Origin of the sequence: Yoonia vestfoldensis SKA53, from assembly GCF_000152785.1 — a bacterium.
GTDB lineage: Bacteria > Pseudomonadota > Alphaproteobacteria > Rhodobacterales > Rhodobacteraceae > Yoonia > Yoonia vestfoldensis_A.
In genome coordinates this window covers 2,381,310-2,407,746 of record NZ_CH672414.1, presented here as the reverse complement: position 1 = coordinate 2,407,746, position 26,437 = coordinate 2,381,310, and the positions used below count along the sequence as shown (strand labels likewise).

General features: G+C 60.2%; 20 protein-coding genes. 13 read left to right on the top strand and 7 right to left on the bottom strand.

Translation table 11 applies throughout. The features are described from left to right. Positions 1-27: 27 nt before the first annotated feature. From SKA53_RS11650 to bchF, 4 genes are read right to left on the bottom strand one after another with little or no spacing between them, the layout of a single operon-like run. A complete protein-coding gene (locus SKA53_RS11650; RefSeq protein WP_007206349.1) occupies positions 28-3,570 on the bottom strand; it encodes a magnesium chelatase subunit H in 3,543 nt (1,180 codons plus the stop codon). Beyond that, a complete protein-coding gene (gene bchB, locus SKA53_RS11645; protein WP_007206348.1) occupies positions 3,560-5,083 on the bottom strand; it encodes a ferredoxin:protochlorophyllide reductase (ATP-dependent) subunit B in 1,524 nt (507 codons plus the stop codon). The genes SKA53_RS11650 and bchB overlap by 11 nt, the downstream gene beginning before the upstream one ends. 46 nt (positions 5,084-5,129) lie before the next feature. After that, positions 5,130-6,410 (bottom strand): ferredoxin:protochlorophyllide reductase (ATP-dependent) subunit N, encoded by a 1,281-nt coding sequence (locus SKA53_RS11640; RefSeq protein WP_007206347.1) that lies wholly within the window; start codon positions 6,408-6,410, stop codon positions 5,130-5,132. Continuing rightward, positions 6,407-6,919: a 2-vinyl bacteriochlorophyllide hydratase gene (gene bchF / locus SKA53_RS11635; RefSeq protein ID WP_007206346.1), complete on the bottom strand. Its 513-nt coding sequence runs from the start codon at positions 6,917-6,919 to the stop codon at positions 6,407-6,409. Before bchF ends, SKA53_RS11640 begins: the two co-directional genes overlap by 4 nt. Positions 6,920-7,185: 266 nt before the next feature. Between bchF and SKA53_RS11630 the strand changes: the two genes are divergently transcribed. After that, positions 7,186-7,986, top strand: coding sequence for a cobalamin B12-binding domain-containing protein (locus tag SKA53_RS11630; protein WP_110549031.1), 801 nt, complete (start codon positions 7,186-7,188; stop codon positions 7,984-7,986). Between the two features lie 35 nt (positions 7,987-8,021). Next, positions 8,022-9,449 carry a transcriptional regulator PpsR gene (gene ppsR / locus SKA53_RS11625; RefSeq protein ID WP_007206344.1) on the top strand — a complete coding sequence of 476 codons (1,428 nt, stop codon included), beginning with the start codon at positions 8,022-8,024 and terminating at the stop codon, positions 9,447-9,449. On the opposite strand, the gene SKA53_RS11620 is transcribed toward ppsR, so the two are convergent. Both SKA53_RS11620 and SKA53_RS11615 read right to left on the bottom strand, forming a co-directional pair. Further along, positions 9,443-9,898: a copper chaperone PCu(A)C gene (locus SKA53_RS11620; protein ID WP_007206343.1), complete on the bottom strand. Its 456-nt coding sequence runs from the start codon at positions 9,896-9,898 to the stop codon at positions 9,443-9,445. The two genes, ppsR and SKA53_RS11620, sit on opposite strands and share 7 nt — an antisense overlap. Before the next feature lie 55 nt (positions 9,899-9,953). Beyond that, positions 9,954-10,505 (bottom strand): ActR/PrrA/RegA family redox response regulator transcription factor, encoded by a 552-nt coding sequence (locus SKA53_RS11615; RefSeq protein ID WP_040482963.1) that lies wholly within the window; start codon positions 10,503-10,505, stop codon positions 9,954-9,956. A gap of 143 nt (positions 10,506-10,648) precedes the next feature. Here SKA53_RS11615 and regB point away from each other — a divergent pair, with 143 nt between their 5' ends. From regB to trxA, 8 genes are all read left to right on the top strand, one after another. Beyond that, a complete protein-coding gene (gene regB / locus SKA53_RS11610; RefSeq protein WP_040483281.1) occupies positions 10,649-12,052 on the top strand; it encodes a sensor histidine kinase RegB in 1,404 nt (467 codons plus the stop codon). A 73-nt stretch (positions 12,053-12,125) separates the two neighbouring features. Further along, on the top strand, positions 12,126-13,679 hold the full coding sequence (locus SKA53_RS11605) for a PAS-domain containing protein (protein ID WP_007206340.1): 1,554 nt from the start codon (positions 12,126-12,128) through the stop codon (positions 13,677-13,679). A gap of 41 nt (positions 13,680-13,720) precedes the next feature. Beyond that, the gene (tsaE, locus tag SKA53_RS11600; RefSeq protein WP_007206339.1) at positions 13,721-14,185 is read left to right on the top strand and encodes a tRNA (adenosine(37)-N6)-threonylcarbamoyltransferase complex ATPase subunit type 1 TsaE; all 465 of its coding nucleotides are present in this window, start codon (positions 13,721-13,723) and stop codon (positions 14,183-14,185) included. Further along, positions 14,178-15,146, top strand: a complete 969-nt coding sequence (locus tag SKA53_RS11595) for an aminoglycoside phosphotransferase family protein (RefSeq protein ID WP_007206338.1) — start codon at positions 14,178-14,180, stop codon at positions 15,144-15,146. Before tsaE ends, SKA53_RS11595 begins: the two co-directional genes overlap by 8 nt. Beyond that, positions 15,143-15,814, top strand: coding sequence for a nucleotidyltransferase family protein (locus SKA53_RS11590; protein ID WP_007206337.1), 672 nt, complete (start codon positions 15,143-15,145; stop codon positions 15,812-15,814). The genes SKA53_RS11595 and SKA53_RS11590 overlap by 4 nt, the downstream gene beginning before the upstream one ends. Further along, entirely contained in the window at positions 15,807-18,731 is a 2,925-nt protein-coding gene (gene addB, locus SKA53_RS11585) for a double-strand break repair protein AddB (protein ID WP_007206336.1), read from the top strand. Before SKA53_RS11590 ends, addB begins: the two co-directional genes overlap by 8 nt. Further along, the gene (gene addA, locus SKA53_RS11580; RefSeq protein ID WP_007206335.1) at positions 18,728-22,069 is read left to right on the top strand and encodes a double-strand break repair helicase AddA; all 3,342 of its coding nucleotides are present in this window, start codon (positions 18,728-18,730) and stop codon (positions 22,067-22,069) included. The genes addB and addA overlap by 4 nt, the downstream gene beginning before the upstream one ends. A 59-nt stretch (positions 22,070-22,128) precedes the next feature. Continuing rightward, on the top strand, positions 22,129-22,449 hold the full coding sequence (gene trxA / locus SKA53_RS11575) for a thioredoxin (protein WP_007206334.1): 321 nt from the start codon (positions 22,129-22,131) through the stop codon (positions 22,447-22,449). 3 nt (positions 22,450-22,452) lie between these two features. Here trxA and SKA53_RS11570 read toward each other — a convergent pair whose 3' ends face one another. After that, a complete protein-coding gene (locus tag SKA53_RS11570; RefSeq protein ID WP_007206333.1) occupies positions 22,453-23,370 on the bottom strand; it encodes a hypothetical protein in 918 nt (305 codons plus the stop codon). Between the two features lie 101 nt (positions 23,371-23,471). On the opposite strand from SKA53_RS11570, the gene hslV reads away from it, so the two are divergent. The 3 genes from hslV to hslU are packed head-to-tail and all read left to right on the top strand — an operon-like array spanning position 23,472 to position 26,397. After that, complete coding sequence (gene hslV, locus SKA53_RS11565) at positions 23,472-24,026, top strand: ATP-dependent protease subunit HslV (RefSeq protein ID WP_040483280.1); 555 nt, start codon at positions 23,472-23,474, stop codon at positions 24,024-24,026. After that, positions 24,023-25,102 (top strand): hypothetical protein, encoded by a 1,080-nt coding sequence (locus SKA53_RS11560; protein ID WP_007206331.1) that lies wholly within the window; start codon positions 24,023-24,025, stop codon positions 25,100-25,102. The genes hslV and SKA53_RS11560 overlap by 4 nt, the downstream gene beginning before the upstream one ends. Further along, the gene (gene hslU / locus SKA53_RS11555; RefSeq protein ID WP_007206330.1) at positions 25,099-26,397 is read left to right on the top strand and encodes an ATP-dependent protease ATPase subunit HslU; all 1,299 of its coding nucleotides are present in this window, start codon (positions 25,099-25,101) and stop codon (positions 26,395-26,397) included. Before SKA53_RS11560 ends, hslU begins: the two co-directional genes overlap by 4 nt. The last annotated feature ends 40 nt before the right edge of the window (positions 26,398-26,437 follow it).

Here is a 26,437-nt window from a genome sequence, read left to right as displayed (position 1 = left end):
TTTCAGTTATATTCATGGTGAAAGGGGTCATTCTGCGGCGATCCCTTCCATACGATCTTCAAGGGCGTCGGCTGCGTTTTGCAGGGCCGCCAGCGTTGCGGCATCGGGTGCCCAATATTTGCGGTCCGATGCTTCCAAAAGGCGGTTGGCCATCCTCATCGAGGCTTGCGGGTTCAGCGCCGCCAGCCGTTCACGCATGGCATCGTCCAACACGAACGTTTCCGACAAGCGCTGGTAGACCCAGGGTTCGACCTCACCCGTGGTGGCGGACCAGCCCATCGTGTTGGTGACATGGGCCTCGATCTGGCGGACACCTTCGTGGCCGTGTTTCAGCAGACCCTCATAGTATTTCGGGTTCAGGCTGCGGCTGCGGGTTTCTAATGCGACCTGATCCTGCAAAGTGCGCACCTTGGCCGACCCGCGTGTCTGGTCGCCGATATAGACGGGGGCAGACACGCCACCCTTGGCACGTTTGACGGCGCGGGAAATGCCGCCCAACGTGTCGAAATAATGGTCAACGGTGGTGACGCCCAGTTCGACGGATTCAAGGTTCTGATAGGCCAGATCCACATCCTTCAGCGCCTTTTGCAGCAGGCCGGGGTTCTGCGTGGCCTTGCCGTTCACGCCATAGGCGAAACTCTTGCGGGCCTCATAGGCATCAGCCAGTTCATCCTCGTCATCAAAGGCAGAGCTATCGACCAATTGGTTGACGTTGGACCCATAGGCGCCTTCAGCGTTGGAAAACACACGCAGCGCGGCGGTTTCCAGATCGCAATTCATTTCACGCGCATAGGTCAGCGCATGGGCGCGGATGAAATTCTGCTCCAGCGGTTCGTCGGCTTGGGCGCATTTCAACGCAGCCTCGGCCAACATGCGGGTTTGCAAGGGCAGCAGGTCGCGGAAAATACCCGACAGCGTCATCACCACGTCAATGCGCGGGCGGCCGAGTCTTTCCAGCGGCACAAGGTCAGCACCGGCCAGACGACCAAAGTTGTCAAACCGCGGCACAGTGCCCATCAAGGCCATTGCCTGCCCGATGGGGCCGCCATCAGATTTGATATTGTCAGACCCCCACAGCACCAGCGCCACAGTGCGCGGGAATGTCGGGTGGGTTTCCAGCAGCAGATCAGCCTGTTTGCGGCCTTCGGAAATCGCAAAGGCGGTCGGCATGCGGAACGGATCGAAGGCGTGTATATTGCGGCCTGTCGGTACGATGTTTGGCGACCGGATCAGGTCACCACCCGGCACGGGGGCGATGAAATGGCCCGACAGCGCACGCATCAGCGCGGGCAGTTCATGGTCTTCTTTCAGGAGTTCAGCGGCGCGGTCGGCGGCTTCACCTGCTGGCATCAGGCGGATCATATCAGCACGGGCGGCGGCAGACATCGGCTGGCCAACGACATGGAAACCTTCGGTGATCAGCGACCCTTCGGTTTCCAGCAGTTTCAGCCAGAGCGTGTCGATGTTGCGCGCGTTCATATCGACCGCATTGGCCTGATCTCGGATAAGCTGTTCCAGATCGTCGCGCTGGCTATCCTCGGCCGGCATTTCGCGCCAGCGTTTCAGACTGTCCTTGAGGTCGATCAGGCCCTTGTAAAGCCCCGCCGTCGTCAAAGGCGGCGTCAGATGGGTGATCGTGATCGCGTTTGACCGGCGCTTGGCCAACGACGCCTCGGACGGGTTGTTGGCGGCGTAAAGATAGACATTCGGCATCTCGCCGATCAACCGGTCCGGCCAGTCGCGCGCGCCTAGGCCCGCCTGTTTGCCCGGCATGAATTCCAGCGCGCCATGCATCCCGAAATGCAGCACGACATCGGCACTGAACGTATCGCGCAGATAGCTGTAGAAAGTGACAAAAGCATGGGTCGGCGCGAAACCGCGTTCGAACAGCAGGCGCATCGGGTCGCCTTCATAGCCGAAGGCAGGTTGGACGCCGACAAAGACGTTGCCGAAATGATGGCCAAGAACGAACACACCGCGCCCGTCGGATTGCACCTTGCCGGGGGCAGGGCCCCATGCGGCCTCGACCTCGGGCAGATGCCTGGACGTACGCACGATGGTATCTGCATCGACATGGGCCGCAACATTGGCCTGCTCGCCGTATTGCTGGGAATTCCCTTGCAGGATCATCGCGCGCAGATGGTCCACCGTTTCGGGGGCTTCCAGCGCGTAACCTTCGGATTGCATACGGTGCAGCGTGTTGAACAGGCTTTCAAATACTGCCAGATAAGCAGCCGTGCCGACAGCGCCTGCATTGGGTGGAAAGCCGAACAGGACGATGGCGACCTTTTTATCGGCGTTATCCTTACGACGCAGGACAGCCAGACGGCGGGTTTTTTCGGCCAGACTTTCGATGCGTTCAGGGCAGGGGGCCATCGCCTTGCAATGGGATTGCAGCTGGCATTTATGGGCGCAACCGTCGCAGCCGTCAGGGCCGTGGCGACCGGCGAAAACGGTCGGGTTGGTCGCCCCGTCGATTTCGGGCAAGGCGACCAGCATCGTGGTTTCGATCGGGCCAAGGCCCTGCGCAGATCCGGCCCACTGGCCAAGCGTCTGGAATTCCAAGGGCTGGGCCGAGATGTAAGGCACATCCAGTTTCGACAGCAGCGAGACAGCCGCATCACTGTCGTTATAGGCAGGGCCACCGATCAGCGAAAAGCCGGTCAGCGACACCATCGCATCAACCCGACCCTGAAAGAATTGCTCGATGGCGGGACGTCCGTCAAGGCCACCCGCAAAGGCGGGGATGACGCGCATCCCCTTGTCCTCGAAAGCGCGGATCACCGCATCGTAATGCGCGCAATCCGACGACAGGATATAGGACCGCAGCATCAGGATGCCGACAGTAGCAACCGGCGCGGCAGGGCTGGGCAAATCAGCGATATCGGTGCTGATGTGATGGCCGGGCAGGTCGGGGTGATAAACGCCGACATCAGGATATTCGATGGGCGCCGCGATCTTGACCGGCTTCCAGTCCTGCCCCTTGGCATACCGCGACACCAGCATGCGGACCATCTGTTCGATATTGTCGTCCGACCCGCCCAGCCAGTATTGCATCGACAAAAACCAGTTGCGCAGATCCTGGCTTTTGCCGGGGATCAGGCGCAGGATTTTGGGCAGGCGGCGCAGGGTTTTCATCTGGCTTTCGCCGGATTTGCTGGCCTTGGCCGTGGGTTTCAGCCGCTTGAGCAGACCCATGAGGCCACTGGCGGGCTTGGACATGTCCAGATCGCCCATTTTCGTCAGTTTGACGATATCGCTGTCGGCGATGATGTTGATCATCGCGTCGCAGCCCGCGCGGCGCGCCAGTAGCTCAGGCAGGATCGCGGCGGTATGGGCCTCGAGGAACAGCAGGTTCGTGACGATGATATTGGCCGTCGCGATGGATTGCTTGGCGTCGATCAGCGCGGCGGGATTTTCGGCCCATTCGGCGGCGGCGTGGATGGTGATATCGAGCCCCGGAAAAGCCGCTGTCAGCTTGTCACTGGCCCGCATCGCAGGGCCTGCGGAATGCGAATCCAGCGTCAGGATGACGAAGCGATACGCGCTATGATCAACATTATCGCGCATAATGTGCCTTTGCTTCATAAAGCGTATCAAGGCTGATCTGATGCAGACCCTTTTGCGTCGCATAGGTTTCAGTGTTGCGGCGCGCCTTGCCGCGCACGAAGAACGGAATCTTCTTGAGCTCTTTTTCGGCATCGGCGAGCCAGATGATATTATCGTCCTGCGGTGCGTGCACTTCTTCGGCCACAGGCTCGACCTTTGCTGTTGCCTTGCCGCCGTGATGGCTGGGGCCTGCATCGTCGTGAAATTCGAAATCGTCGCGGAACATCGTCAACAGATGTTCTTCCAGACCCATGACCAGCGGATGGATCAGCGTGTCAAAGATGACATTCGCACCCTCGAAACCGACCTGCGGGGAATAGCGGGCGGGGAAATCCTGTACATGGACGGGCGCGGAAATCACGGCGCAGGGGATGCCCAGACGCTTGCCGATATGGCGTTCCATCTGGGTGCCAAGGATCATTTCGGGGCTGAGTGCCTCAATCGCGGCCTCGACCTCGAGGTAATCGTCGGTAATCAGGGCTTCCAAGCCGTAGGATTTGGCCAGCGCGCGGACGGGCCGTGCCATTTCGCGGTTGTAGCAGCCGAGCCCGACGACCTCGAACCCCATTTCATCGCGCGCGATTCGGGCATGGGCAGCGACATGGGTGCCATCGCCAAAGATGAACACGCGCTTGCCGGTCAGATAGGTGCTGTCCACCGACCGCGACCACCACGGCAGGCGCAAACGGCTTTCGTCGATCAGCACAGGTTTGCCGATGATGTCGCTGACCTCTGCGATGAAATCGCGGGTCGCACCGACGCCGATAGGGACAATTTTCGTGAACGGCTGACCATAGGTTTTTTCCAGCCAGCGCGCGGCGGCTTCACCCGTTTCAGGCGACAACAGCACGTTGAAATGCGCAGCAGGCAGGCGAGCGATATCGGATGGCGTCGCGCCCAATGGCGCTGTGACATTCACCTGCACACCAAGGTCAGACAAAAGACCGGTCAGTTCCTCGACATCGTCGCGGGCGCGAAATCCAAGGGCTGTGGGCCCAAGGATATTACATGTCACCCGCGCTGTGCGGTCTTTGGGTTTGGCCAAGGCTTTGACGATCTGGTAAAATGTTTCATCCGCGCCAAAGTTTTCCTTGCGGCTGTAGCTGGGCAGTTCGAGCGGGATCACGGGGATCGTCAGGCCCATCGTTTCCGACAGGCCTGCGGGATCATCCTGAATCAGTTCGGCGGTGCAGGACGCACCTACGATGATCGCCTCGGGCTGGAACCGGTCGACGGCATCCTGGCAGGATTTCTTGAACAAGGTGGCGGTATCGGCGCCCAGATCGCGCGCCTGAAAGGTGGTGTAGCTGACCGGCGGGCGGTGGTTGCGCCGTTCGATCATCGTAAACAGAAGGTCAGCATAGGTATCGCCCTGCGGGGCGTGCAGGACGTAATGCAAACCCTTCATAGCCGTGGCGACGCGCATCGCGCCGACATGGGGCGGGCCTTCATATGTCCAGACGGTCAGCTTCATTCGGTCCGTCCTGAGATGAGTATTTTGAACAAAGCGAGGGCAGGTGTCATTCGGCGGCCTCCAGATGAAGCACGGCCTTGCGGCGCAACGGGCGCGAGAACAGACCCGCCAGATCGCCTGCTTGTTCGTAGAAATGCACGGGCGTGAAGACGAGCTCGATGGCCCATTTGGTGGACAGGCCCTCGGCCTCCAGCGGGTTGGCGAGACCAAGGCCGCATATTGTCAAATCAGGCCGTGCGGCGCGGGCGCGGTCAAGTTGTTTGTCCACGTCCTGCCCTTCGGAAATCTGTGGACCAGCAGGCAGCAGGTCGAGATCGGGACCATGCAAGGTATCATGGATATAGGGGCTGCCAACCTCGATCGCAGTCATGCCACATTCGCGGGTCAGGAAACGGGCCAACGGGATTTCAAGCTGGCTATCGGGGAAAAAGAACACCGATTTGCCGCGCAATACCTCTGCCGCTTGTGCAATCGCCTTGCGCGCGCGGGCGCGGGGGGCGGCTGTGACGGCGTCGAAGGTTTCTTCACTGACGCCGAATTCTGTGGCGATGGCGCGCAGCCAGGCTGTGGTGCCTTCGTCACCGAAGGGGAAAGGGGCGGGCAAATAGCGCGCGCCACGCCGCTCTAACGCGGCATGGGTTTCGCCAAGGAAAGGCTGCACCAGTGCGAAAACGGTATTGGGACCAACGGCGGTTGTGTCGTCTATCCGACGCGCGGGCAGCAGGCGGACAGGGCCAATGCCCATATCAGCCAGCAGCGACAGCATCTGGTCTTCGACCACATCGGGGAGTGCGCCGACGACAAGCAATTCGCGCGCCGCGGTCGATTTCAGTACTGGGACCATGCACGCAAGGCAGGCGTCTTCGCCTTCGGTGAAGGTCGTCTCAATCCCGGAGCCGGAATAATTCAGCACGCGTACATGCGGCGCATGAATCTGCGACAGGCGCTCAGCGGCCTTGGCCAGATCGATCTTGATCACTTCGGACGGACAAGACCCAACAAGGAACAGCTGCCGGATATCCGGGCGGCGTTCCAGCAGGCGGGCGACTTCGCGGTCGATTTCGACCTGCGCGTCTTTCATGCCGGCCAGATCGGTTTCTTCCAGGATCGCTGTGCCGAATCGGGGTTCGGCGAAAATCATCACTCCCGCCGCCGATTGCAGCAAATGGGCGCAGGTGCGCGATCCAACGACCAGAAAGAACGCGTCCTGCATTTTGCGGTGCAGCCAGATGATTCCCGTCAGGCCGCAGAACACTTCGCGCTGGCCACGCTCCTTGAGGACCGGCGCTGTGCGGCAACCGCCGTTAGAGGGGGTCAGGGCGTTCATGCGCGTGCCTCTGCATCAAGGCGCGCCATGCGCAGTTTCCACAGGAATTGACCGGCGTTGACGACATAGGCGGCATAGGCGGCAAGAGCCACATACATCAGCGACATGGGGTCCATCGCGCCAGTCAGCAGTGCGACCATGTACCAGCAATGCAAGGCGATCACGCCAAAGCTGAACACATCTTCCCAGAAAAAGGCAGGGGCGAAAAGGTATTGACCGAAAACAACTTTTTCCCAGATCGCACCGGTGATCATGATGGTGATCAGCAAGACGGTCTTGATCACGATCGAGAGTGTCGCAGCGTCATATCCGGCCCCCGTCACGAGATAGCGCAACACCAACCCCAGCGAGATCAGGAAGACCAAAAACTGCACCGGCGCAAGAATACCCTGAACCAAGGTCCAGCGGGTGCTGTCACGCCGTGCACGCTCTGCATCGGAATAAAGCCGGCGGGCCGCAGGGCGACCCCGAACGGCGGTATTTCCCGGCGCGGTGCTTGTGACTGACATGTGGCCTCCCGATATTGACTGAACCCAGATTAGGAGCCTTTGGGGGCATGTGTCAACTTTAACTTACACTTATCTTGCAGGATGTGTCAGATCACCACCCAACCCCTTCGGGGGCATTAAATAACATATAAAACAGTAATTTATCACATATAATTGGAAGCTTGTTTTGCGTTGTGTCAATTTACTTTGACATTATGGGCGGCAAGACCGACAATAGCCCAACTCTATTGATGCGCGCTGATGCGGGTCAAAGGTCAGGAGCAGACATGGCTGATCGCCGCAACATAGACGTCATGGCGGCAAACGCGCTTCGCCAGATTCCGGACCCGATACCACAGGCTACCGGCACTGGGCTGACGCTTGTGCCCTTTGCCCCCCGACATTTAGACAGGAAAGTCATAACCGCAATGCGCGCCGCCGCGCTGGATGTGAACCGCGATGGGTGTATCGCAGTGATGCAGGATGCGATTTTGGCAGGAATCGGCCGTGATGATATCGCGGATTTTTATATTCCCCAGCTTGCGCGTGAGCTTGGTGACGATTGGTGCTCGGACGGGCTTAGCTTTGCGGCTGTGACAATCGGCGTGTCGCGGTTGCAGGCGATGCTGCGTGAACTTGGCCCCGAATGGGCAGGCGACCAGTCGGCCAATCCAGCGGCGCCCTCGATCATGTTGATCGTCGGACAGGACGTATATCACACTTTGGGCGCCATGGTGCTGAGCGGGCAATTGCGCCGCAAGGGATTATCGGTCCGGCTGATGCTGGGTGCGGACTCGCAAGAGCTTGCACAGAAACTGGCCAAGACCAGCTATGACGCGGTGTTCATTTCAGCATCCTCGGGCGAAAGTCTTGAATCGCTGCGGCGTATTGTCTACGTCATCCGCAGTTCGTCCAAGACATCCATGCCTGTCGTGATCGGCGGGACAATCCTCGAGGTCGAAAAACAATATGATGTTACGGCTTTGACGGGCGCGGATCATGCAACCAATGTGCCAAGCGAGGCGTTAGAGCTTTGCGGCCTGACGACAAAATATCTGACCCTCGCGCGACAGCCGCGCGAGGTCTAGATCATGCCAAAGACGCTGCCCGAAGGAAATTTACGATGACCTCGCGTGGTGCGAAATTCTGGAAAAGCGGCGCAATTCCCCTGATTGCACCCGAAATATTGGGCGATATTATCGCTGATGTGGCCGATCTGGCCATCGTGATTTCCGAAGAAGGCCTAGTGCTATCGGTCATCGTCAACCCGAACCATCGTTCGTTTCTGGTGCTTGAACATTGGGAGGGCAAGGATATCCGCGATTCGCTGGCTGCCGATAGTCTGCCAAAATTCGAAAGCCGGTTAGCGGAGTTTCTGGACGGCAGGGCCGATGTGCGCCCGGTCGAATTGAACCATTCGCGTGACGTCAGCGATTGGGATTCGCCTGTCCGTTATAGCTTTCACCGGATCGCGCCCAATGGGGCCGTGTTGATGCTGGGCCGTGACCTGCGTGCGATTTCCGAAATGCAGCAGCAGTTGATCAAGGCGCAACTCGCGCTGGAACGCGATTACGAGGTGCAGCGCGAATTCGACACGCGGTTTCGTGTGCTGCTGGGCAGCATGGCCGAACCCGTGCTGTTTGTATCTGTCCAAAGCGGTGAAATAACCGAAGCAAATGCCGCCGCCACGACATTGCTGGACAGATCGCGCGACGACCTGATCGGCGATCCGCTGATGAGCTGTTTCGAGAGCCGCAAGCGCGGCGATCTTGTTGAGGCGTTAACCACGCTTGCGATTTCAGAGCGTGCAGATGGCATGAAGATAGAATTGCGCGGCAAATCCAAGGCGGTCCAGCTTGCGCCGACATTGTTCCGTGCAGCAGGCGAACGCATTTTACTCTGCCGGATCGTGCCTGACGATGACAGTAGTCTTAAGGCGGATAATCTTGCCCGCAATATGCAGGACCTGTATCTGAGTGGGCCAGAAGCCATTGTTTTTGCGTCGGAAAATGGTGATGTGCTGTCCGCGAACGATGCTTTCCTCGACCTGATAGACGTGGCCCATGACATCAATGTGCGCGGGCGCAGCCTTGGTGATTATCTGCAGCGCGGCAGTGTCGATCTGAAGGTGATGACTGAAAACGCCACGCGCGCAGGCCGGATGCGGATTTACGCCACACGGATCGCCGGGCAATACGGCAGCCCCCGGTCGGTGGAAATTTCAGTCACCAAACTGCACGCAGGCACCCATTCTGTCTTTGCCTTCGTCATGCGCGATTCGAACCACGCCGATACCAGCCGTGGCGCAATGTTGCCCAGCAACGACGAAAGCATGCGATCTGTCGTTGAACTGGTGGGCAGTGCCACGCTCAAGGAAATCGTGGCCGAAACGACGAATGTCGTCGAAAAGATGTGTATCGAAACAGCGGTGGCGCTGACCATGAACAACCGCGTTGCGGCCGCAGAAATGTTGGGCCTGTCGCGCCAGTCGCTTTACGTCAAACTGCGCAAATTTGATCTGTTGATCCGGGAACCCGACGACAATCAGTGATTGTTATGGTCGGTCAGGTCGTTGATGTCTTCGACATGGAACGTCACGGGCACGTCGCCTGCGGTTTCAAAAACAAGCACGGCATCAAAGCTTTCGCCAGTTTCGAACGGATCGCCGTTCAGTCCCATGAACATGACATGCAATCCACCGGGCGCAAAGGTCACAGTTTCGCCTGCGGGAATGTCGACGGCATCAAGATGCACCATGCGTGCGATATCGCCGTCCATCTGGGTGGTGTGGATCATCACACGCGGGAAATCAGCAGTCACCCCGATCAGCCGGTCGGGCTGGTCGCCTTTGTTCACGATCTGGAAATATCCCGCACCGGCCTGCGCCGCAGGCGCCGTGGCCCCGGCTGCGGGGTGGATGATCTGCAAGCCACCGACAGTATAGTCATGCGCAATCACGGAGGTGGGCAGCAACAGCGCGGCAATCATCAAATACTTCATAAGGCTCTCCTTTTCCGAGAGCTTTAGCGCGACAAAACACGTCCCGCAAGGACAGCTAGCGTGGGCTGCGCTTGGCCAATATACGCTGCAAAGTGCGCCTGTGCATCGAAAGCCGCCGCGCGGTTTCAGACACGTTACGGTCGCAAAGTTCGTAAACCCGCTGGATATGTTCCCACCTCACGCGATCTGCGCTCATCGGGTTTTCGGGCGGCGGCGGCAGGGTATCGGTCAGAGCCAGCAACGCATTGGTCACATCGGTCGCATCCGCTGGTTTTGCCAGATAATCTGTCGCCCCGATCTTGACCGCTGCGACGGCCGTTGCGATCGCACCATAACCGGTCAGCACGACGATCCGGCTTTCTGGGCGGCGGGCGCGCAAGACCTCGACCACATCCAGCCCGTTGCCATCCTCGAGCCGCAGATCAACGACGGCATAGGCGGGTGGTCGGGCCGTGGCAATCGCCTTGCCTGCGGCAACGGACCCAGCCATTTCAACCTCGAACCCGCGCTTTTCCATGGCCTTGGCCAGACGTTTCAGAAAAGCTTCGTCATCATCTACCAAAAGCAGCGATTTATCGTCGCCAAGGTCCAACGGATCGGTCGTCATGCGTGTCATCCTTGATCTTACCGCCTATTAAGTAGGCCGCGCGGCCAGCCAGTCAACGGTGGCAGGCCGATCGTCGATTGGTCGCATTGATCGCAGCGCGGCCAGGCATTATCACGACACTTTCAGCTGCAGAGGCGCTGCCGATGTCAATTTCCGAATTCCAGATGTTTCAAGATCAGGAACGCAGCAACTGGGTGCGTTTGCGCACACTGGTCACGCTGCGCTGGTTCGCGGCGTTGGGGCAGGCGATTGCTGCGATTGTCGCAGCGAACATTTATCAACTGGATTTTCAGTACGGGATGGTTGGGCTGGTCATCGCCAGCGCGGTACTTGCCAATCTGTTGTCGCGCTACAGCAGCCCCGAAAACAAGCGATTGTCCGAACGCGAAGCCACCCTGTGGCTATTTTTTGACCTGATGCAATTGGGTGTTCTGCTGTTTCTGACGGGGGGGATGAACAATCCTTTCGCCCTTTTGTTGCTGGCCCCTGTCACGATCGCCGCGACGGTTTTGCACTTGCGCAGCACGGTATTTCTGGGCGTTGTCGCGATCTTGCTGATCACGTTGATCACCAATTCTCACATGCCATTGCTCATGCCTGATGGGCGCCCATTGGCCTTGCCCATGTTGTTCCAGTTCGGGTTCTGGCTGGCCCTTGTGATCGGTGTCGTCTTTCTGGCGATCTATGCGCGCCAGGTCACAACCGAGATGCACGCCATGGGCGAAGCCCTGCTTGCCACGCAGTTGGCACTGGCGCGCGAACAGAAGTTGACAGATCTGGGCGGTGTCGTCGCCGCCGCTGCGCATGAGCTGGGCACGCCGCTGGCGACGATCAAACTGGTCAGCACCGAACTGATGGAAGAATTGGAAAACCACCCCGAACTGCTTGAGGACGCCATCCTGATCCGGACGCAAGCCGACAGATGCCGCGACATCCTGCATTCGATGGGACGCGTCGGCAAGGATGACCTGCATTTGCGGCAGGCGCCCTTGGAAACCGTGGTGCGCGAAGCGGCAGAGCCACATCTGAGCCGTGGCAAGATGGTCACGTTTGAGATCGCCCCCGAGCAAGGCGCAAGCCAGACCCAACCGGTTATCAACCGCAGGCCCGAAATCATCCACGGCCTGCGCAACCTGATCCAGAACGCCGTCGACTTTTCCCAAAGCGAAGTCTGGATCGAAATGACATGGTCCGACAGCGCGATCAGCATCCGCATATCAGACGATGGCAGCGGTTTTCCACAATCTGTGATCGGGCGCATCGGCGATCCTTATGTAAGGCGGCGCAGGCTGGCCGAAGACGGCTATCGCCGCCCCGGATACGAAGGCATGGGGCTGGGACTGTTCATCGCCAAGACGCTGCTTGAACGATCCGGCGCACAACTGACCTTTGCCAACAGCCGCAGACATGGCCATGCCAGCTGGACAGGGCAGGCCACGGGTGGCGCGATCGTTGAAGTCGTCTGGCCACGCGAAAAGCTGGCATCCGATCCCAAGGGTAATGCCACTGCGCTGGGGCAGAATGTACCGATCAGACCCTGGCCATGATTCTGCCTGACACTTAACCGGCGATTAACTTTGCTGGGTGAGGGTCTTGGCGTGAACTGGCAAGGATTGCTGCATGATGTCGCTGATTCTCTTGACCATCGCCGTTCTGGCGATCGTCGTCGGACTTCGATCGCAATGGCACATAACCACCCGCGCGGCGGCGGTTGATCCAGAGCCTGTGATGGCGCCGTCAGGGCCGGTGTTCCTGTTTCATGGCGATCAGTTGATCGACACGACGCAGGACGCCCAGCAGATGATCGCACCGTTCAACCTGATTCCCGAACGTGATGCGATGATCCATGTCCTTGACCCAGAATTTCCTGGTCTGGCCGGGTATCTTGACACCACCGAACAAAAGCCGTGCAGGATCGGGCATCGTCAGTACGATACCATGTGGATCGAGGTGGACTGGCCGCTTGGCCAGTTGCGCGTGGCCGTCTGCGGCGCGTTACCGACCGAGGCGGATGGCGCAGCACCAGTCCCCTTCGCGACCAGCCAGCAAGCCGGCGAACTGGCTTTGTTGCGCGATGTGCTGCGGCATACGCCGCAATTGATATGGCGCACAGATGGCGACGGAAAGGTGACATGGTCTAATCAAGCCCATGCAGATTTCTGGGCAAAACACGACATGACACACGACGAGATGGTGGCGCAGAGATCGGCATTCGAGGCGGGCGCGACAAATGGCACCCGCCGGATTGCCTTTCCAACGGCGGGCAAAGAGACCAACCAATGGTTCGACGTGCTATCGGTGCAACAGGGTGGGTCAACGCTACATTTTGCCACCGACACAAGCATCGCCGTCCGCGCAGACCAAGACCGCCAGAGTTTTGTTCAGACCCTTGGCAAGACATTTGCTGAATTGTCGATCGGGCTTGCGATTTTTGATAAACAGCGCCGGTTGGTAACATTCAACCCCGCGCTGCTGGATATGACACGGCTGGGGTTCGAATTTCTAAGCACACGCCCGACAATTGATACCGTGCTGGACCGGCTGCGCGAAACCCGCATCCTGCCCGAACCCAAGGATTATGCGTCTTGGCGCGATCAATTCACCGCCGTTGAAGCGGCTGCCAAGAACGGCACCTACCGAGAGATGTGGAACCTACCTGACGGGCAAGCCTTTCGCGTGACAGGTCGGCCGCATCCCAACGGCGCCTTTGCCTTTCTGTTCGAGGATGTCACCGCCGATCTGTCCCTGACCCGCCGGTTCCGGTCCGATATTGAAACAGGACAGGCCGTACTGGACGCGCTGTCAGACGGGATCGCAGTGTTCACTGTAGCCGGGACGCTGGTGATGTATAACCGTGCGTATGCATCGCTGTGGGGGATGGTGGCAGATCCAGGGTTGGAACATCGCGCTGCAACATCCGAAATCGCCAGATGGCATGCCTATTGCGCGCCCACCACAGACTGGACCGACTTGCACCACTTTATCCATCAGGCAGGACCGCGCGAAACTTGGTCTGATGATGCGCTCTTGGCGGATGGCCGGATGCTGCGCTGTCAGGCGACACCGATTGCCGGCGGCATGACGATGGTGCGTTTCTCGCTGGCTCCGCGGCACCTGCCTGTTTTGCGCAAACTGACCCAGACCGATCCCGCGATCCGCGCGCTGAAACGCTGATTTGGACTTGCAGGTGGTGGCACAGACCATAGAGTCCGTCCATGACCGCCACAGCCCGCCAGATCAGCCTTGCCGATGAAGCGGCGACCAATCGTTTTGCCGCAGCGATGGCCGCATTGTTGCGCCCCGGTGATACGATCCTGTTGCAGGGTCCCATCGGTGCGGGAAAATCTGCCTTTGCGCGCGGCGTGATCCGCGCCCGCCTGAACCGGATGGAGGATGTGCCATCCCCAACCTTCACACTGGTCCAGACCTATGACGCACCGGATGGCGACATCTGGCACTGCGATCTGTATCGCCTGACCGACCCGTCCGAAGTGCTGGAGCTTGGTTTGGACGAGGCGTTCCAGACCGCGATCTGCCTGATTGAATGGCCTGACAGGTTGGGGCATGATACGCCGCTAGATGCGCTGACCCTGACTTTCGCGGCGCGTGCGACTGATCACCTTGTAACCTTCGACGCGCCGCTTGCTTGGCAGGATCGTCTGGCAGACCTGCATGTCTGACCGTGACCCTGCCATCACCGGTTTCCTGTCACGCACCGGGCATGAACGCTGGACACGGCAGGTCATCGCAGCCGATGCGTCCAGCCGGCGCTATCTGCGGCTGACCGACGGGACCAAGACCGTGATCCTGATGGACGCACCACCCGAGACGGGCGAGAATATTGCGCCTTTTATCGACATTGCGCACTGTCTGGTCAGTGCTGGGCTGCACCCGCCCGCGATACTGGCGCAGGACAGCCAGGCGGGGTTGCTGCTGTTGTCCGACCTTGGCCGCGACAGCGTGGCGCAATGGCTCGACCAACACCCGACCGAGGCGCTGCCGGTCTATCGCGCCAGCACCGATGTGCTGATCCATCTGGCCAAGCTGCCACCTCCTGCGCTGACACGGCTGACACCACAGGTTGCAGGAGAAATGGTGGCGATCACCGGCACCCATTACGCCCAGCGCCCCCTGCCTGATCTTGTTGCCGCCGTGACCAAAACGATGCAGGCGCTGGCCCCACAGCCTGATACATTGGCGCTGCGCGATTACCATGCAGAAAACCTGATCTGGCGGCCTGAACTGGTGGGTCTTGCCCGCGTCGGGTTGCTCGATTTTCAGGACGCCTTTGTCGCACCTTTGGGCTATGATCTGGCGTCGCTGCTGCGTGACGCAAGGCGCGATGTGCCGGATGATATCTGCGCCGCGATGGTCGCGCATTTCATGGCAGAGACCGGCGCAGGCGCGGATTTCCCCGCGCAACTGGCCTGTTTGGGTGCGCAGCGGAACCTGCGAATCCTGGGCGTCTTTGCGCGGCTAGCTGTCGAAATGGGCAAAACCCGCTACATCCCGATGATCCCGCGCGTCTGGGCGCAGTTGCAAAAAGACCTCGCGCATCCCGCGCTATCCGATCTGCGCGCGGCAGTATCTGACATGCTACCAGCACCAGACACAGCTCTACTGGCAAGGTTGCAACGATGAAGTTTCCTGTGCTTTTGTTCGCGGCGGGGCTGGGCACCCGCATGGGCGATCTGGTCAAGGACCGGCCCAAGCCGCTGGTACAGGTCGCAGGCAAACCGCTGATCGACCATGCGCTGGCGCTGACTGACTTGCCACAGATCGGTGCAAAGGTCGTGAACCTGCATTACCATGCTCCCATGCTGCGCACGCATCTGGCAGGCAGGAACATCATGTTTTCCGACGAAACCGACCAGCTGCGCGAAACCGGCGGCGGCTTACGCAACGCGCTGCCATTGCTGGGCACAGGTCCGGTGATCACGATGAACAGTGACGCGGTCTGGCGCGGGCCAAACCCGATTGCGCAATTGACCGCCGCCTGGCACGACGCGATGGAAGCGCTGTTGCTGATCGTGCCGCGCGACCGCGTCCACGGGCACAAAGGCGCGGGCGATTTCGCCCGTGATGCGGACGGCAGGCTGCACCGCGCGCCAGACGCAATATATACCGGCGTGCAGATCATCCGTACCGAGACGTTGGGTGATGTCGGGCAGGATGTCTTTTCGCTGAACCTGATCTGGGATGCGATGGCCGCACGTGGCGGGCTTTATGGCGTGGTTTATGACGGGCAATGGTGCGATGTCGGGCAACCATCCAGCATCCCGCTGGCAGAGGCGATGCTGCATGTTTGACCCAACCACCACCCCCCGCATTTTTTGCGAACCCTGCGGTGTTGATTATGCCAAGGGCCTTGTCACGGGGCTGATGGCGCGCGCGCAGCATATGCCACCAGAGGATTTCGCGCGGGTGGAGATCTACGTCAACACCGCCCGTATGCAGCGTCGCATCCGTGCGATGTTCGATGACGGGCCTGCACTGCTGTTGCCGCGCATCCGGCTGGTAACGGACCTTGCCCGGGACCCCATCTCGAAAGATGTACCACCTGCCATAGCACCTTTGCAGCGCCGTCTGGAACTGTCGCAACTGGTTGCGCAGCTGCTGCAAAGCGAACCCGATCTGGCCCCGCGTGCGGCACTTTATGATCTGTCAGACAGTCTGGCCAGCTTGATGGATGAAATGCAGGGTGAAGGGGTCAGCCCCGATGCCATTGCCAAACTTGATGTCAGCGATCAGTCTGGCCATTGGGCGCGCGCGCAGAAATTCCTGACGATCATTGCGCAGTTTTTCGACACCACCACCCAGCCCGATACAGAGGCCCGCCAAAGGCTGGTGATCGAAACACTAGCCGCGCGCTGGGCGGACGCGCCCCCCGATCATCCCGTGATCGTGGCAGGGTCCACCGGGTCGCGCGGGGCGACGGCGCTGTTCATGCAGGCGGTGGCGAAACTGCCGCAAGGGGCGATCGTGCTACCGGGCTATGACACCGACCTGCCGGATACCGTCTGGTCCGCGATGGATGACGGGCTGACGCATGAGGGTCATCCGCAATACCGGTTCAAACGGTTGATGGACCTGATCGGTTTTGGCCCTGCCGATGTGGCCCGCTGGTCCGACCTTGCGCCACAACGCCCCGCGCGCAACCGCCTGGTGTCGCTGTCGCTGCGGCCTGCACCCGTCACAAACCAGTGGTTGCAAGAAGGCCCCGACCTGGGCTGTCTGATCGCCGCGACCGAAGGGCTAACCTTGCTAGAGGCCGCATCCCCGCGCGCCGAAGCAGAGGCCATCGCGCTGCGCCTGCGCCAAGCGGTGCAGGACGGGATCACCGCCGCGCTGATCTCGCCTGACCGGATGCTGACGCGGCAGGTGACCGCCGCCTTGGACCGGTGGGACATCAAACCTGACGACAGCGCAGGCACGCCCTTGCAACTGTCGCCACCGGGGCGGTTTTTGCGGCATGTGGCAGACCTGTTCGGCACGCAATTGACGGGCGAGGCGTTGCTGACCCTGCTCAAGCACCCGCTGTGCCATTCGGACAACGCCGACCGCGGTGATCACCTGCGCATGACGCATGATCTGGAACTGGACCTGCGCAAGTATGGGCCACCGTTCCCGACGGCGGACACGCTGCTAGGATGGGCAAGCACACGCGCAGATCGCCAGCCTTGGGCGCAATGGGTGGCGGAGCTGGTCACAGGCCTTGATACCGTGGGCGACAAACATCTGACCGACCATCTGGACGCGCATCTGACGTTGGCAGAATCGTTTTGCGCCGGTCCCGCCCTGCCCGGTGCCGGCGGTCTTTGGGACGAAGCGGCGGGCCGTGAGGCACAGCGCATCTGCACCGATCTGCGCACCCATGCCGGTGCCGGTGGCGTCATGTCGCCCCGCGATTATGCGGCTTTGTTCGGCAAGATCCTGTCGGCGGGCGTGGTGCGCGACCGTGATGCAGGCCATCCACAGATCTTGATCTGGGGCACGCTAGAGGCGCGCGTACAAGGCGCTGATCTGACCATCCTTGGCGGCATGAATGATGGCGTCTGGCCAGAGGCGCCCGCCCCCGACCCCTGGTTAAACCGGATGATGCGCGCGCAGGCGGGGCTGTTGCTGCCAGAACGCCGCGTGGGGCTGTCAGCGCATGATTACCAGCAGGCCGTGGCCGGCCGCGAGGTCTGGATTACCCGCGCCAAACGGTCATCTGACGCCGAAACCATCCCGTCGCGCTGGCTCAACCGGCTTACGAACCTTTTGGGCGGTTTGCCAGACCAGAACGGGCCAGAGGCGTTGGACCGTATGCAAGCGCGCGGTGCGGCGTGGCTGGCGATGGCAGCAAAACTATCCGCCCCCGGGGCTGATGTCGCAAAAGTGAAACGCCCAGCGCCCTGCCCGCCTGTCGCGGCACGGCCAAACCGGTTTTCCGTCACGCAGATCAAGACGCTGATCCGCGACCCCTATGCGATCTATGCGCGCAAAGTGCTGCGGCTGGACCCGCTGGACCCGCTGACGCCCAGCGCCGATGCCCCGCTACGCGGGGTGATCATCCACGGCATACTTGAGGAGTTTGTCAGGCAAAACCATGCGCCTGATGATCTGGACGCCTTGCTGGCTATCGCCACGCGGCATTTCACCGAAAAATGCCCATGGCCCACGCATCGCGCGCAATGGATGGCACGCTTTGCGCTGGCTGCAGATGCATTCTGCAAGGCCGAGGTGGGCCGGCATGCCCTGTCAGACACACGTCTGGTCGAGCAAGAAGGCAAGCTTTTGATCCCTGATGTCGAGGTGACACTGACCTGCAAGGCCGACCGGATCGACCTGACGCCCAGCGGCACGGCGATCCTGTATGATTACAAGACCGGCACCATGCCAACCAAACCGCAGCAGGAAAAGTTCGACAAACAACTGTTGCTAGAGGTGGCGATGGTAGAACGCGGTGGTTTTGAAGGTGTTGGTCCGGTGCAGGTTGACGATGCACAATTTGTCAGCATCAAGCCCGATGCAAAGACCGTCCTTGCACCGATCAGTGACAATCCGACCGACACGACCATGGCCGAACTGACAGCACTTTTCGAACATTGGCGGCGGGCTGACAGCGGCTATACCGCTCGCTATGCGTTATTTTCCAAGAAAGACGTGGGCAGCTATGACCATCTGTCCCGCTTTGGCGAATGGGACAGCAGCGATCCCGCGCAACCGCAGGTGCTGACATGATCCGTGACGCTGCAACCCAGCGGCAGGTCGATGCCGCCAATCCGCAGATATCCACATGGCTGGCTGCCAATGCGGGGTCCGGCAAGACCCGCGTGTTGACCGACCGCGTCGCGCGTTTGCTGCTAGAGGATGTGTCGCCGCAAAACATCCTGTGCCTGACCTATACCAAGGCCGCCGCCGCCGAAATGCAGAACCGCCTGTTCAAGCGGTTGGGTGCGTGGGCGATGATGCAGGATGATTCCCTGCGCGCCGATCTGCGGGGCCTTGGCGTGGACCGATCCATCGACGCAGACCAGCTGCGCGCTGCGCGTACCTTGTTCGCCCGTGCGATCGAGACGCCGGGTGGTTTGAAAATCCAGACAATCCATTCGTTCTGCGCCGGTGTGCTGCGCCGTTTCCCGCTGGAAGCCGGGGTCAGCCCCCAGTTTCGCGAAATGGAAGACCGCGCCGCGCAATTGCTGCGCGCTGATGTGATGGACCAGTTGGTGCAAGGCGATGCATCAGGTGTCGTACACAAGATGCTGCATCATTTCAGCGGCGATAGTCTGGCCAAACTGACAGCCGAGGTCGCGCGCCACAAGGACGCTTTCCCAAAAGATACGCAACGATCCGACATCTGCCGGACACTCCACCTTGATCCGGCGATGACAGTGCAAACGCTGGTTTTGCGGGTTCTGGATGCCGATGCCATCGCCGCGCTACGCCAGTTGCAGCAGATCTGTGCCACCGGCAGCGTCACAGATCGCAAGGCTGCCGAAAAACTGCGTGCGGTCGCTGCCGATGGCACAGCACGGCTGTCGGACCTGCAACTGCTGGAAGGCGTGTTTTTGTTCGGGGACAGTGCCAAAGACCCCTTTGGCCCCAAGATCGGCAGCTTTCCCACCAAGGCCCTGCGCGAAGCCCACCCCGAACTCATCGCGGATATCGACATCCTGATGGAACTGGTCGCAGGCGCGCGCCAGGACCGGATGGCGCTGGCCGCCTTGGATCGGACCCTTGCGCTTTATGCTTTTGGCCGCGCTTTCGTGCCCGCGTACGAGGCGCGCAAGCTGGCGATGGGGTCGCTTGATTTCGACGATCTGATCAGCAAGGCGCGCGCGCTACTGACCGATCCGGCAGTGGCGCAATGGGTCCTATTCCGGCTGGATGGTGGCATTGATCATGTGCTGGTGGACGAAGCGCAGGACACCAGCCCCGCCCAATGGGATGTGGTCGAAACGCTGACACAGGAATTTGCGACCGGCGCGGGGTCGCGGCCCAACCGCGAACGCACGGTGTTCGTCGTAGGCGACAAAAAACAATCAATCTATTCGTTCCAAGGGGCCGATCCCGCCGCCTTTGACAAGATGAAGGCGCATTTTCGCGCAGCGCACAAAGCAATTGGCAAACCTTTCGAGGCTACATCGCTTGACCATTCATTCCGGTCGTCGCAGGCGGTCCTGTCAGTCGTTGATGCCACGTTCACCGGCGATCAGGCCGCGGGGATGGATGACGCGCTGACCCATATCGCGTTCAAGGACCGGATGCCGGGGCGTGTCGATCTGTGGCCCGTAATCGAAGCCGCCAAGACCGAGGATAACCGCCCCTGGTATCAACCCGTTGATCAGCCCGGCGATGCCGACCATCATGTGCAGATGGCCCAGCGCATTGCGGACCAGATCAGTCATATGATCGCGCATGAAACCATCCCTGTGGAAGACGGCAATACCGGCACCTACAAACGCCGCAGGATCACGGCGGGGGATGTCCTGATCCTTGTGCAGCGCCGGTCGGACCTGTTCGCCGAGATTATCCGCGCCTGCAAGGCCGCAGGGCTGAACATCGCCGGTGCCGACCGTTTGCGCGTGGGCGCCGAACTGGCGGTCAAGGATCTGGCGGCGCTTTTATCGTTTCTGGCACTGGCCGAGGATGATCTGTCGCTGGCCGCTGCCTTGCGCTCGCCCCTGTTCGGCTGGTCGGAACAGGATCTTTTCACGCTGGCGCACCATCGCGGTGACAAGAAATTCCTGTGGGAAGCCCTGCGCAAATCGGCGCATCATGAAACACTTGCGGTCTTGAACGACCTGCGTGGCAAGGCCGATTTCCTGCGCCCCTATGACCTGATAGCCCGCATCCTGACCCGCCACGACGGGCGGCGCAAGCTGCTCGCCCGGTTGGGGCCAGAGGCCGAGGATGGCATCGACGCGCTGTTGTCGCAGGCGTTGGCCTATGAACAGACTGGCGTGCCCAGCCTGACCGGGTTCCTGACCTGGATGCAGACCGATGATCTGGAGGTCAAACGCCAGATGGACAGCCAGGGCGACAAGATCCGGGTGATGACCGTCCATGGCGCCAAGGGGCTGGAAGCACCCATCGTGATCTTGCCCGAAACAATGACGCGAAAAAAGGACTTCAAAGGCGAAATCCTGCCCGCGCCCGATTGTGTGATCTGGAAAACAATCAGCGCCGCAACGCCCGCGTCGATGGTCACGCTGCGCGATGCTGTCTTGGCCAAACAGGACGAAGAACGCCTGCGCCTGCTGTATGTCGCGATGACGCGGGCGGAAAAATGGCTGATCATCGGGGCCTCTGGCGATGTCGGCGAAGGGATGGAAAGCTGGTACAACATCGTCGCCGCAGGGATGAAGAAACGGCAGGCCGGAGCCGCGATGTCGGGCGATCTGCAGGTGCAGCGCGTGGCACATCTGGATTGGAACGGGCTCGATCTGGTGCCAAAGGACGCGGTTACTGCACCCGACGTGATCGTGCCAGAGTTTGGCCCACTGCCTGACATTGCGCGCGCCAAGACGATTTCTCCTTCAGAATTGCTGGGCGCCAAAGTGCTGCCAGGCGATATCGCGGAGGACGACGCGGATGCCAAGGAACGCGGCACGCTGATCCACCTGCTGCTGGAACATCTGCCGCGCGCCACCCCTGCCGACAGGGCGGCGCTGGGATATGCCTTGGTACCGACCGACACAGCCCTGACGGACAGCGTGATCCAGCTGCTGGACCAGCCCGCGCTTGCGCATCTATGGAACGACGATGCTCTGACAGAAGTGCCGATTACCGCCGATCTGCCAGATCTTGGCCGCATCCATGGCACAATTGACCGTCTGATCCTGACCCCGACGACCGTGTTGGCGGTAGATTACAAGACCAACCGTATCGTGCCGGACCAGCCCGCACATACGCCGCTCGGCGTGTTGCGCCAGCAGGCCGTCTATTGCGCGGCGCTGCGGCAGGTGTTCCCGGACCGCCAGATCACGGTCGCAATCTTGTGGACAGCAAAGGCGCAATTGATGGATTTGCCTGAGACCCTGCTTCACGAAACGATGACAGGTCTTGCCACGGCTTGACCATTCCGGCCTGCGTTCATACCTTCGCCTTCCAATGAATTTCGCCAAGGAGCATCCCAATGGCCACCGTAGCAGTAACAGACGCAACCTTTGACGCCGAAGTGCGCCAGTCCGATATCCCCGTCGTCGTAGATTTCTGGGCGGAATGGTGTGGCCCTTGCAAACAGATCGGCCCCGCTTTGGAAGAATTATCCAACGAGATGGCCGGCAAGGTGAAAATCGTCAAAGTCAACGTGGACGACAACCCCAACTCGCCTGCACAGATGGGCGTGCGCGGCATTCCCGCGCTGTTCGTGTTCAAGAACGGTCAGGTCGTCGCCAACAAGGCGGGCGCTGCTCCCAAAGCCGCGATCCAGGGCTGGATCGAAGAGTCGATCTAACCCCTAGACAGGCCAGCCATGGCCGCGCAAGACCTGTGCAATCCGGTCTTGCGCCTCTGGCCTGCCTGCGTTGATCGCCTGCATTTGCAAGAACCAATAGAGATAGGCTGCAAAATCGGGCGCGTGTCGGGTCACTGCACCAAACGCGGCCTGTGCTTCGGTGTCGGCCACATTCAGCGCGATATGGTGAAAATCGGACCGTCCGAACAGGATCGCAGGCTTATTGAAAAAGAACCCCTGAAGCGCGACGCCGGAATTCTGCGAAACGATGTAATCGCAGGTGCGCAGGTACCTGTCAGGGTCGCCCTTGCGGATATAAAGCCGGTCATTTTCCGCCAGCAGCTGTTCCAGGGCGCGTTCTTCATCGCGCTGATAGGTTTCAGACGGGTGCAGCGTGGCGATAACAGGGCGGACAGGATCATGCCGCAGGACGGTGCGGATCATGTCGATCGGGCTGCAGTACTGGAACGACCGCTGTTCCATCAAGCGCCCTTGCAACGGCACAAAGACAAAACCGTCCTTGCGCGGCACATGGATCGTGTCACCGAACAGGCGGTTTTGCCAGAACCGTTGAAAATTGGCAGCCTTTTTGGGATCGACCATTGCCGGATCGAAGGGCGTATGCGCGACAGGCCAGTCCCAGCGTTCCGCCTGTTTTTCGATATGCCAGAACGGGGTGATATAGGTCTGGCGCAGTGTCAGGCTGCGGTTGTTGACAGGCGGGTCCATCAGAAAGATCCCGCGCCCCGGCCGGGCCAGCGCACGCAGCCGTGCAAGGGTGTCGTCACTGTCAAAGGCGACGGTAAGTCCGGCATTGGTCAGCACTTTGCCAATCAACGCGATGAAATTGTGGTTCCCCTCTTTGGCTTGCTTGCGCAGCTTGGGGTGCAGGTAAAACGTAACTTTACTGGTGATACTCATGCGATGACGCTAGCCTTGGGTTGTAACGACGGCAAGATGGCGGGGTTGTTTGCCCCGTGCGCTGCCGCCATATAACCACAACCGATATGGAGATGGTGACGATGGCACAAGACAACTTTCCCGGCTGGCACGGCACCACGATCATCGGGGTGCGCAAGGATGGCAAGGTGGTGATCGCGGGTGACGGGCAGGTCTCGCTTGGGCAGACCGTGATCAAGGGCACCGCGCGCAAGGTGCGCCGCCTGTCACCGGGCGGGCAGGATGTGATCTGCGGCTTTGCCGGATCAACCGCCGATGCATTCACCCTTCTGGAACGGCTGGAAAAAAAGCTGGAGGCGACGCCCGGCCAGTTGGCGCGCGCCTCGGTCGAGCTGGCCAAGGACTGGCGCACCGACAAATACCTGCAAAAGCTCGAAGCGATGCTGATCGTCAGCGACGGCAAAGACCTGTTGGTCATCACCGGCGCGGGTGATGTTCTGGAACCCGAACATGATGTCACCGCCATCGGGTCAGGCGGCAATTACGCCTTGGCCGCGGGGCGCGCATTGATGGACAGCGACCTATCCGCAGAGGAGATCGCCCGCCGCGCCATGGCGATTGCGGCGGATATCTGTGTTTATACCAATGGCAAACTGACGGTAGAAAGTATCGGATGATCGACCGCGACGATCTGAAAGCTGCCGTCGGCAGCGGGCTTTTGTCGGAAAGGCAAGCCGCAGGGCTGATCAGCCTTGCCGACAGCCGCCGTGGCGCACGCGCGGCGTTGCGCGCCGGTTACGAACCTTTCGAATTGTTCAAAGGATTTAACGAGGTTTTCATCGTGATCGGCCTGCTGATCCTATCGTCAGGCTGGTGGGGTGTGGTCACGCTCGCGCTTGGTGACCGGATCGTGAATTTGCAGGATTACGCTTTGGGCGTGTCACTGGCGGGGACCGCATTTTTGTGGCTGCTGTCGGAATATTTCATTCGCAAACGGCGCATGGTGGCACCCGCCATCGCGCTGTCGGTGATGTTTGCCGCCAATGAAGCATTCGGGTTCATCGCCGTTATGTCGGAACCTTTCATGATCGCGCAAGGCGATTATGCTAGCGTGCCGTTTCCACTATTCCTCGCCACCCTCGCACTTGCGGCCTATTGGTGGCGGTTCCGCGTACCGTTTGCCATGGCGATGATCGCGGTCGGGCTGTTCGTCGTTGCGATCATTTTCGCCGCCAGCAGGGGTGGACGGATCGCAGGGATCAGTGACCTGTTCTTGTTGTCGGCGGGTGGGCCTTTTGCATGGATCACACTGGCGCTGGGTCTGCTTGTTTTTGCCGTAGCGATGGCATTCGACATGAGCGATCCACACCGTGTCACGCGCCGGTCGGCCAACGGATTCTGGCTGCATGTCGTTGCGGCACCGGCATTGGTAAACACGGTCGCTTTGTCTCTGCTGGATCAAGATACCGCAGGGTCCAACATCATTCTGGTGGCTGTCCTGACACTGTTCGCCATCGTGGCCATCGTCATTGACCGGCGGTCATTCCTGATTGCCGCAATCGGGTATATCGTCGTGCTGGCAGGCACGGTGCTGGACGGTGACGGCGCGGCGCTGACCGTGCTGATGCTCGGAATTATCCTGCTGCTGCTGGGTGCGTTCTGGGAACGTATCCGCGCCCGCATCTTGCGGCTGATGCCGGGCTTCGTTCCACTGCACAAACTTCCCCCTTCTTTTAGCCAAGGACTGACATGACAGACCTGACCCCCCGCGAAATTGTATCCGAATTGGACCGTTTCATCATTGGACAGGCCGAGGCAAAGCGCGCCGTTGCTGTCGCATTGCGCAACCGTTGGCGGCGCAAACAATTGGGCGATGACCTGCGCGACGAGGTGTACCCCAAGAATATCCTGATGATCGGTCCCACCGGTGTCGGGAAAACCGAAATCTCGCGCCGCTTGGCAAAACTGGCGCGCGCACCGTTCATCAAGGTCGAGGCGACCAAATTCACCGAGGTCGGCTATGTCGGCCGCGACGTGGAACAGATCATCCGAGATCTGGTCGATACCGCCATTCTGGACACCCGCGAACATATGCGCGAAGACGTGCGCACCAAAGCCCGCGAAGCTGCCGAGGAACGTGTCATCACCGCTGTCGCCGGCACTGACGCACGCGAAGGCACGCGCGAGATGTTTCGCCGCAAGCTGAAGTCAGGCGAATTGGACAGCACCGTGATCGAACTGGAGCTGACCGACACTACCAACCCGATGGGCGGATTCGAGATTCCCGGACAGCCGGGCGGCATGATGAACTTGGGCGATCTATTCGGCAAGGCGATGGGCGGACGCACAGTCAAGAAACGCATGACGGTTGCCGACAGCTATGACGCGCTGATCGCGGACGAGGCGGACAAACTGCTCGACGATGAAACCGTCACCAAGGCCGCATTGGAGGCGGTCGAACAATCCGGCATCGTGTTTCTGGACGAGATCGACAAGGTCTGCGCCCGTGCCGACGCGCGCGGTGCCGATGTATCCCGCGAAGGCGTGCAGCGCGACCTGCTGCCGCTGATCGAAGGGACGACCGTGTCGACCAAACATGGGCCGATCAAGACCGACCATATCCTGTTCATCGCATCCGGCGCGTTCCATGTTGCAAAACCGTCCGACCTGTTGCCCGAATTGCAAGGCCGTTTGCCGATCCGCGTGGAATTGCGCGCCCTGACAGAAGGCGATTTCGTGCGCATCCTGACGGAAACCGACAATGCGCTAACCTTGCAATATTCCGCGCTGATGCAGACCGAACAGGTGACCGTTACTTTCACCGAAGATGGGATCAAGGCACTGGCCAAGATCGCCGCTGACGTCAACGAAGCCGTGGAAAACATCGGCGCACGCAGGCTTTATACCGTCATGGAACGCGTGTTCGAGGATTTGTCATTTAACGCGCCCGACCGTGGCGGCGAAGAAATCGCCGTCGACGCCGATTTCGTGGAAAAGCATCTTGGGGAATTGTCGCGTTCGGTGGATGTCAGCCGCTACGTGCTGTGAGTTTCAGTTAGCGCTATCACTTTGCACTGGCACCCGCCGC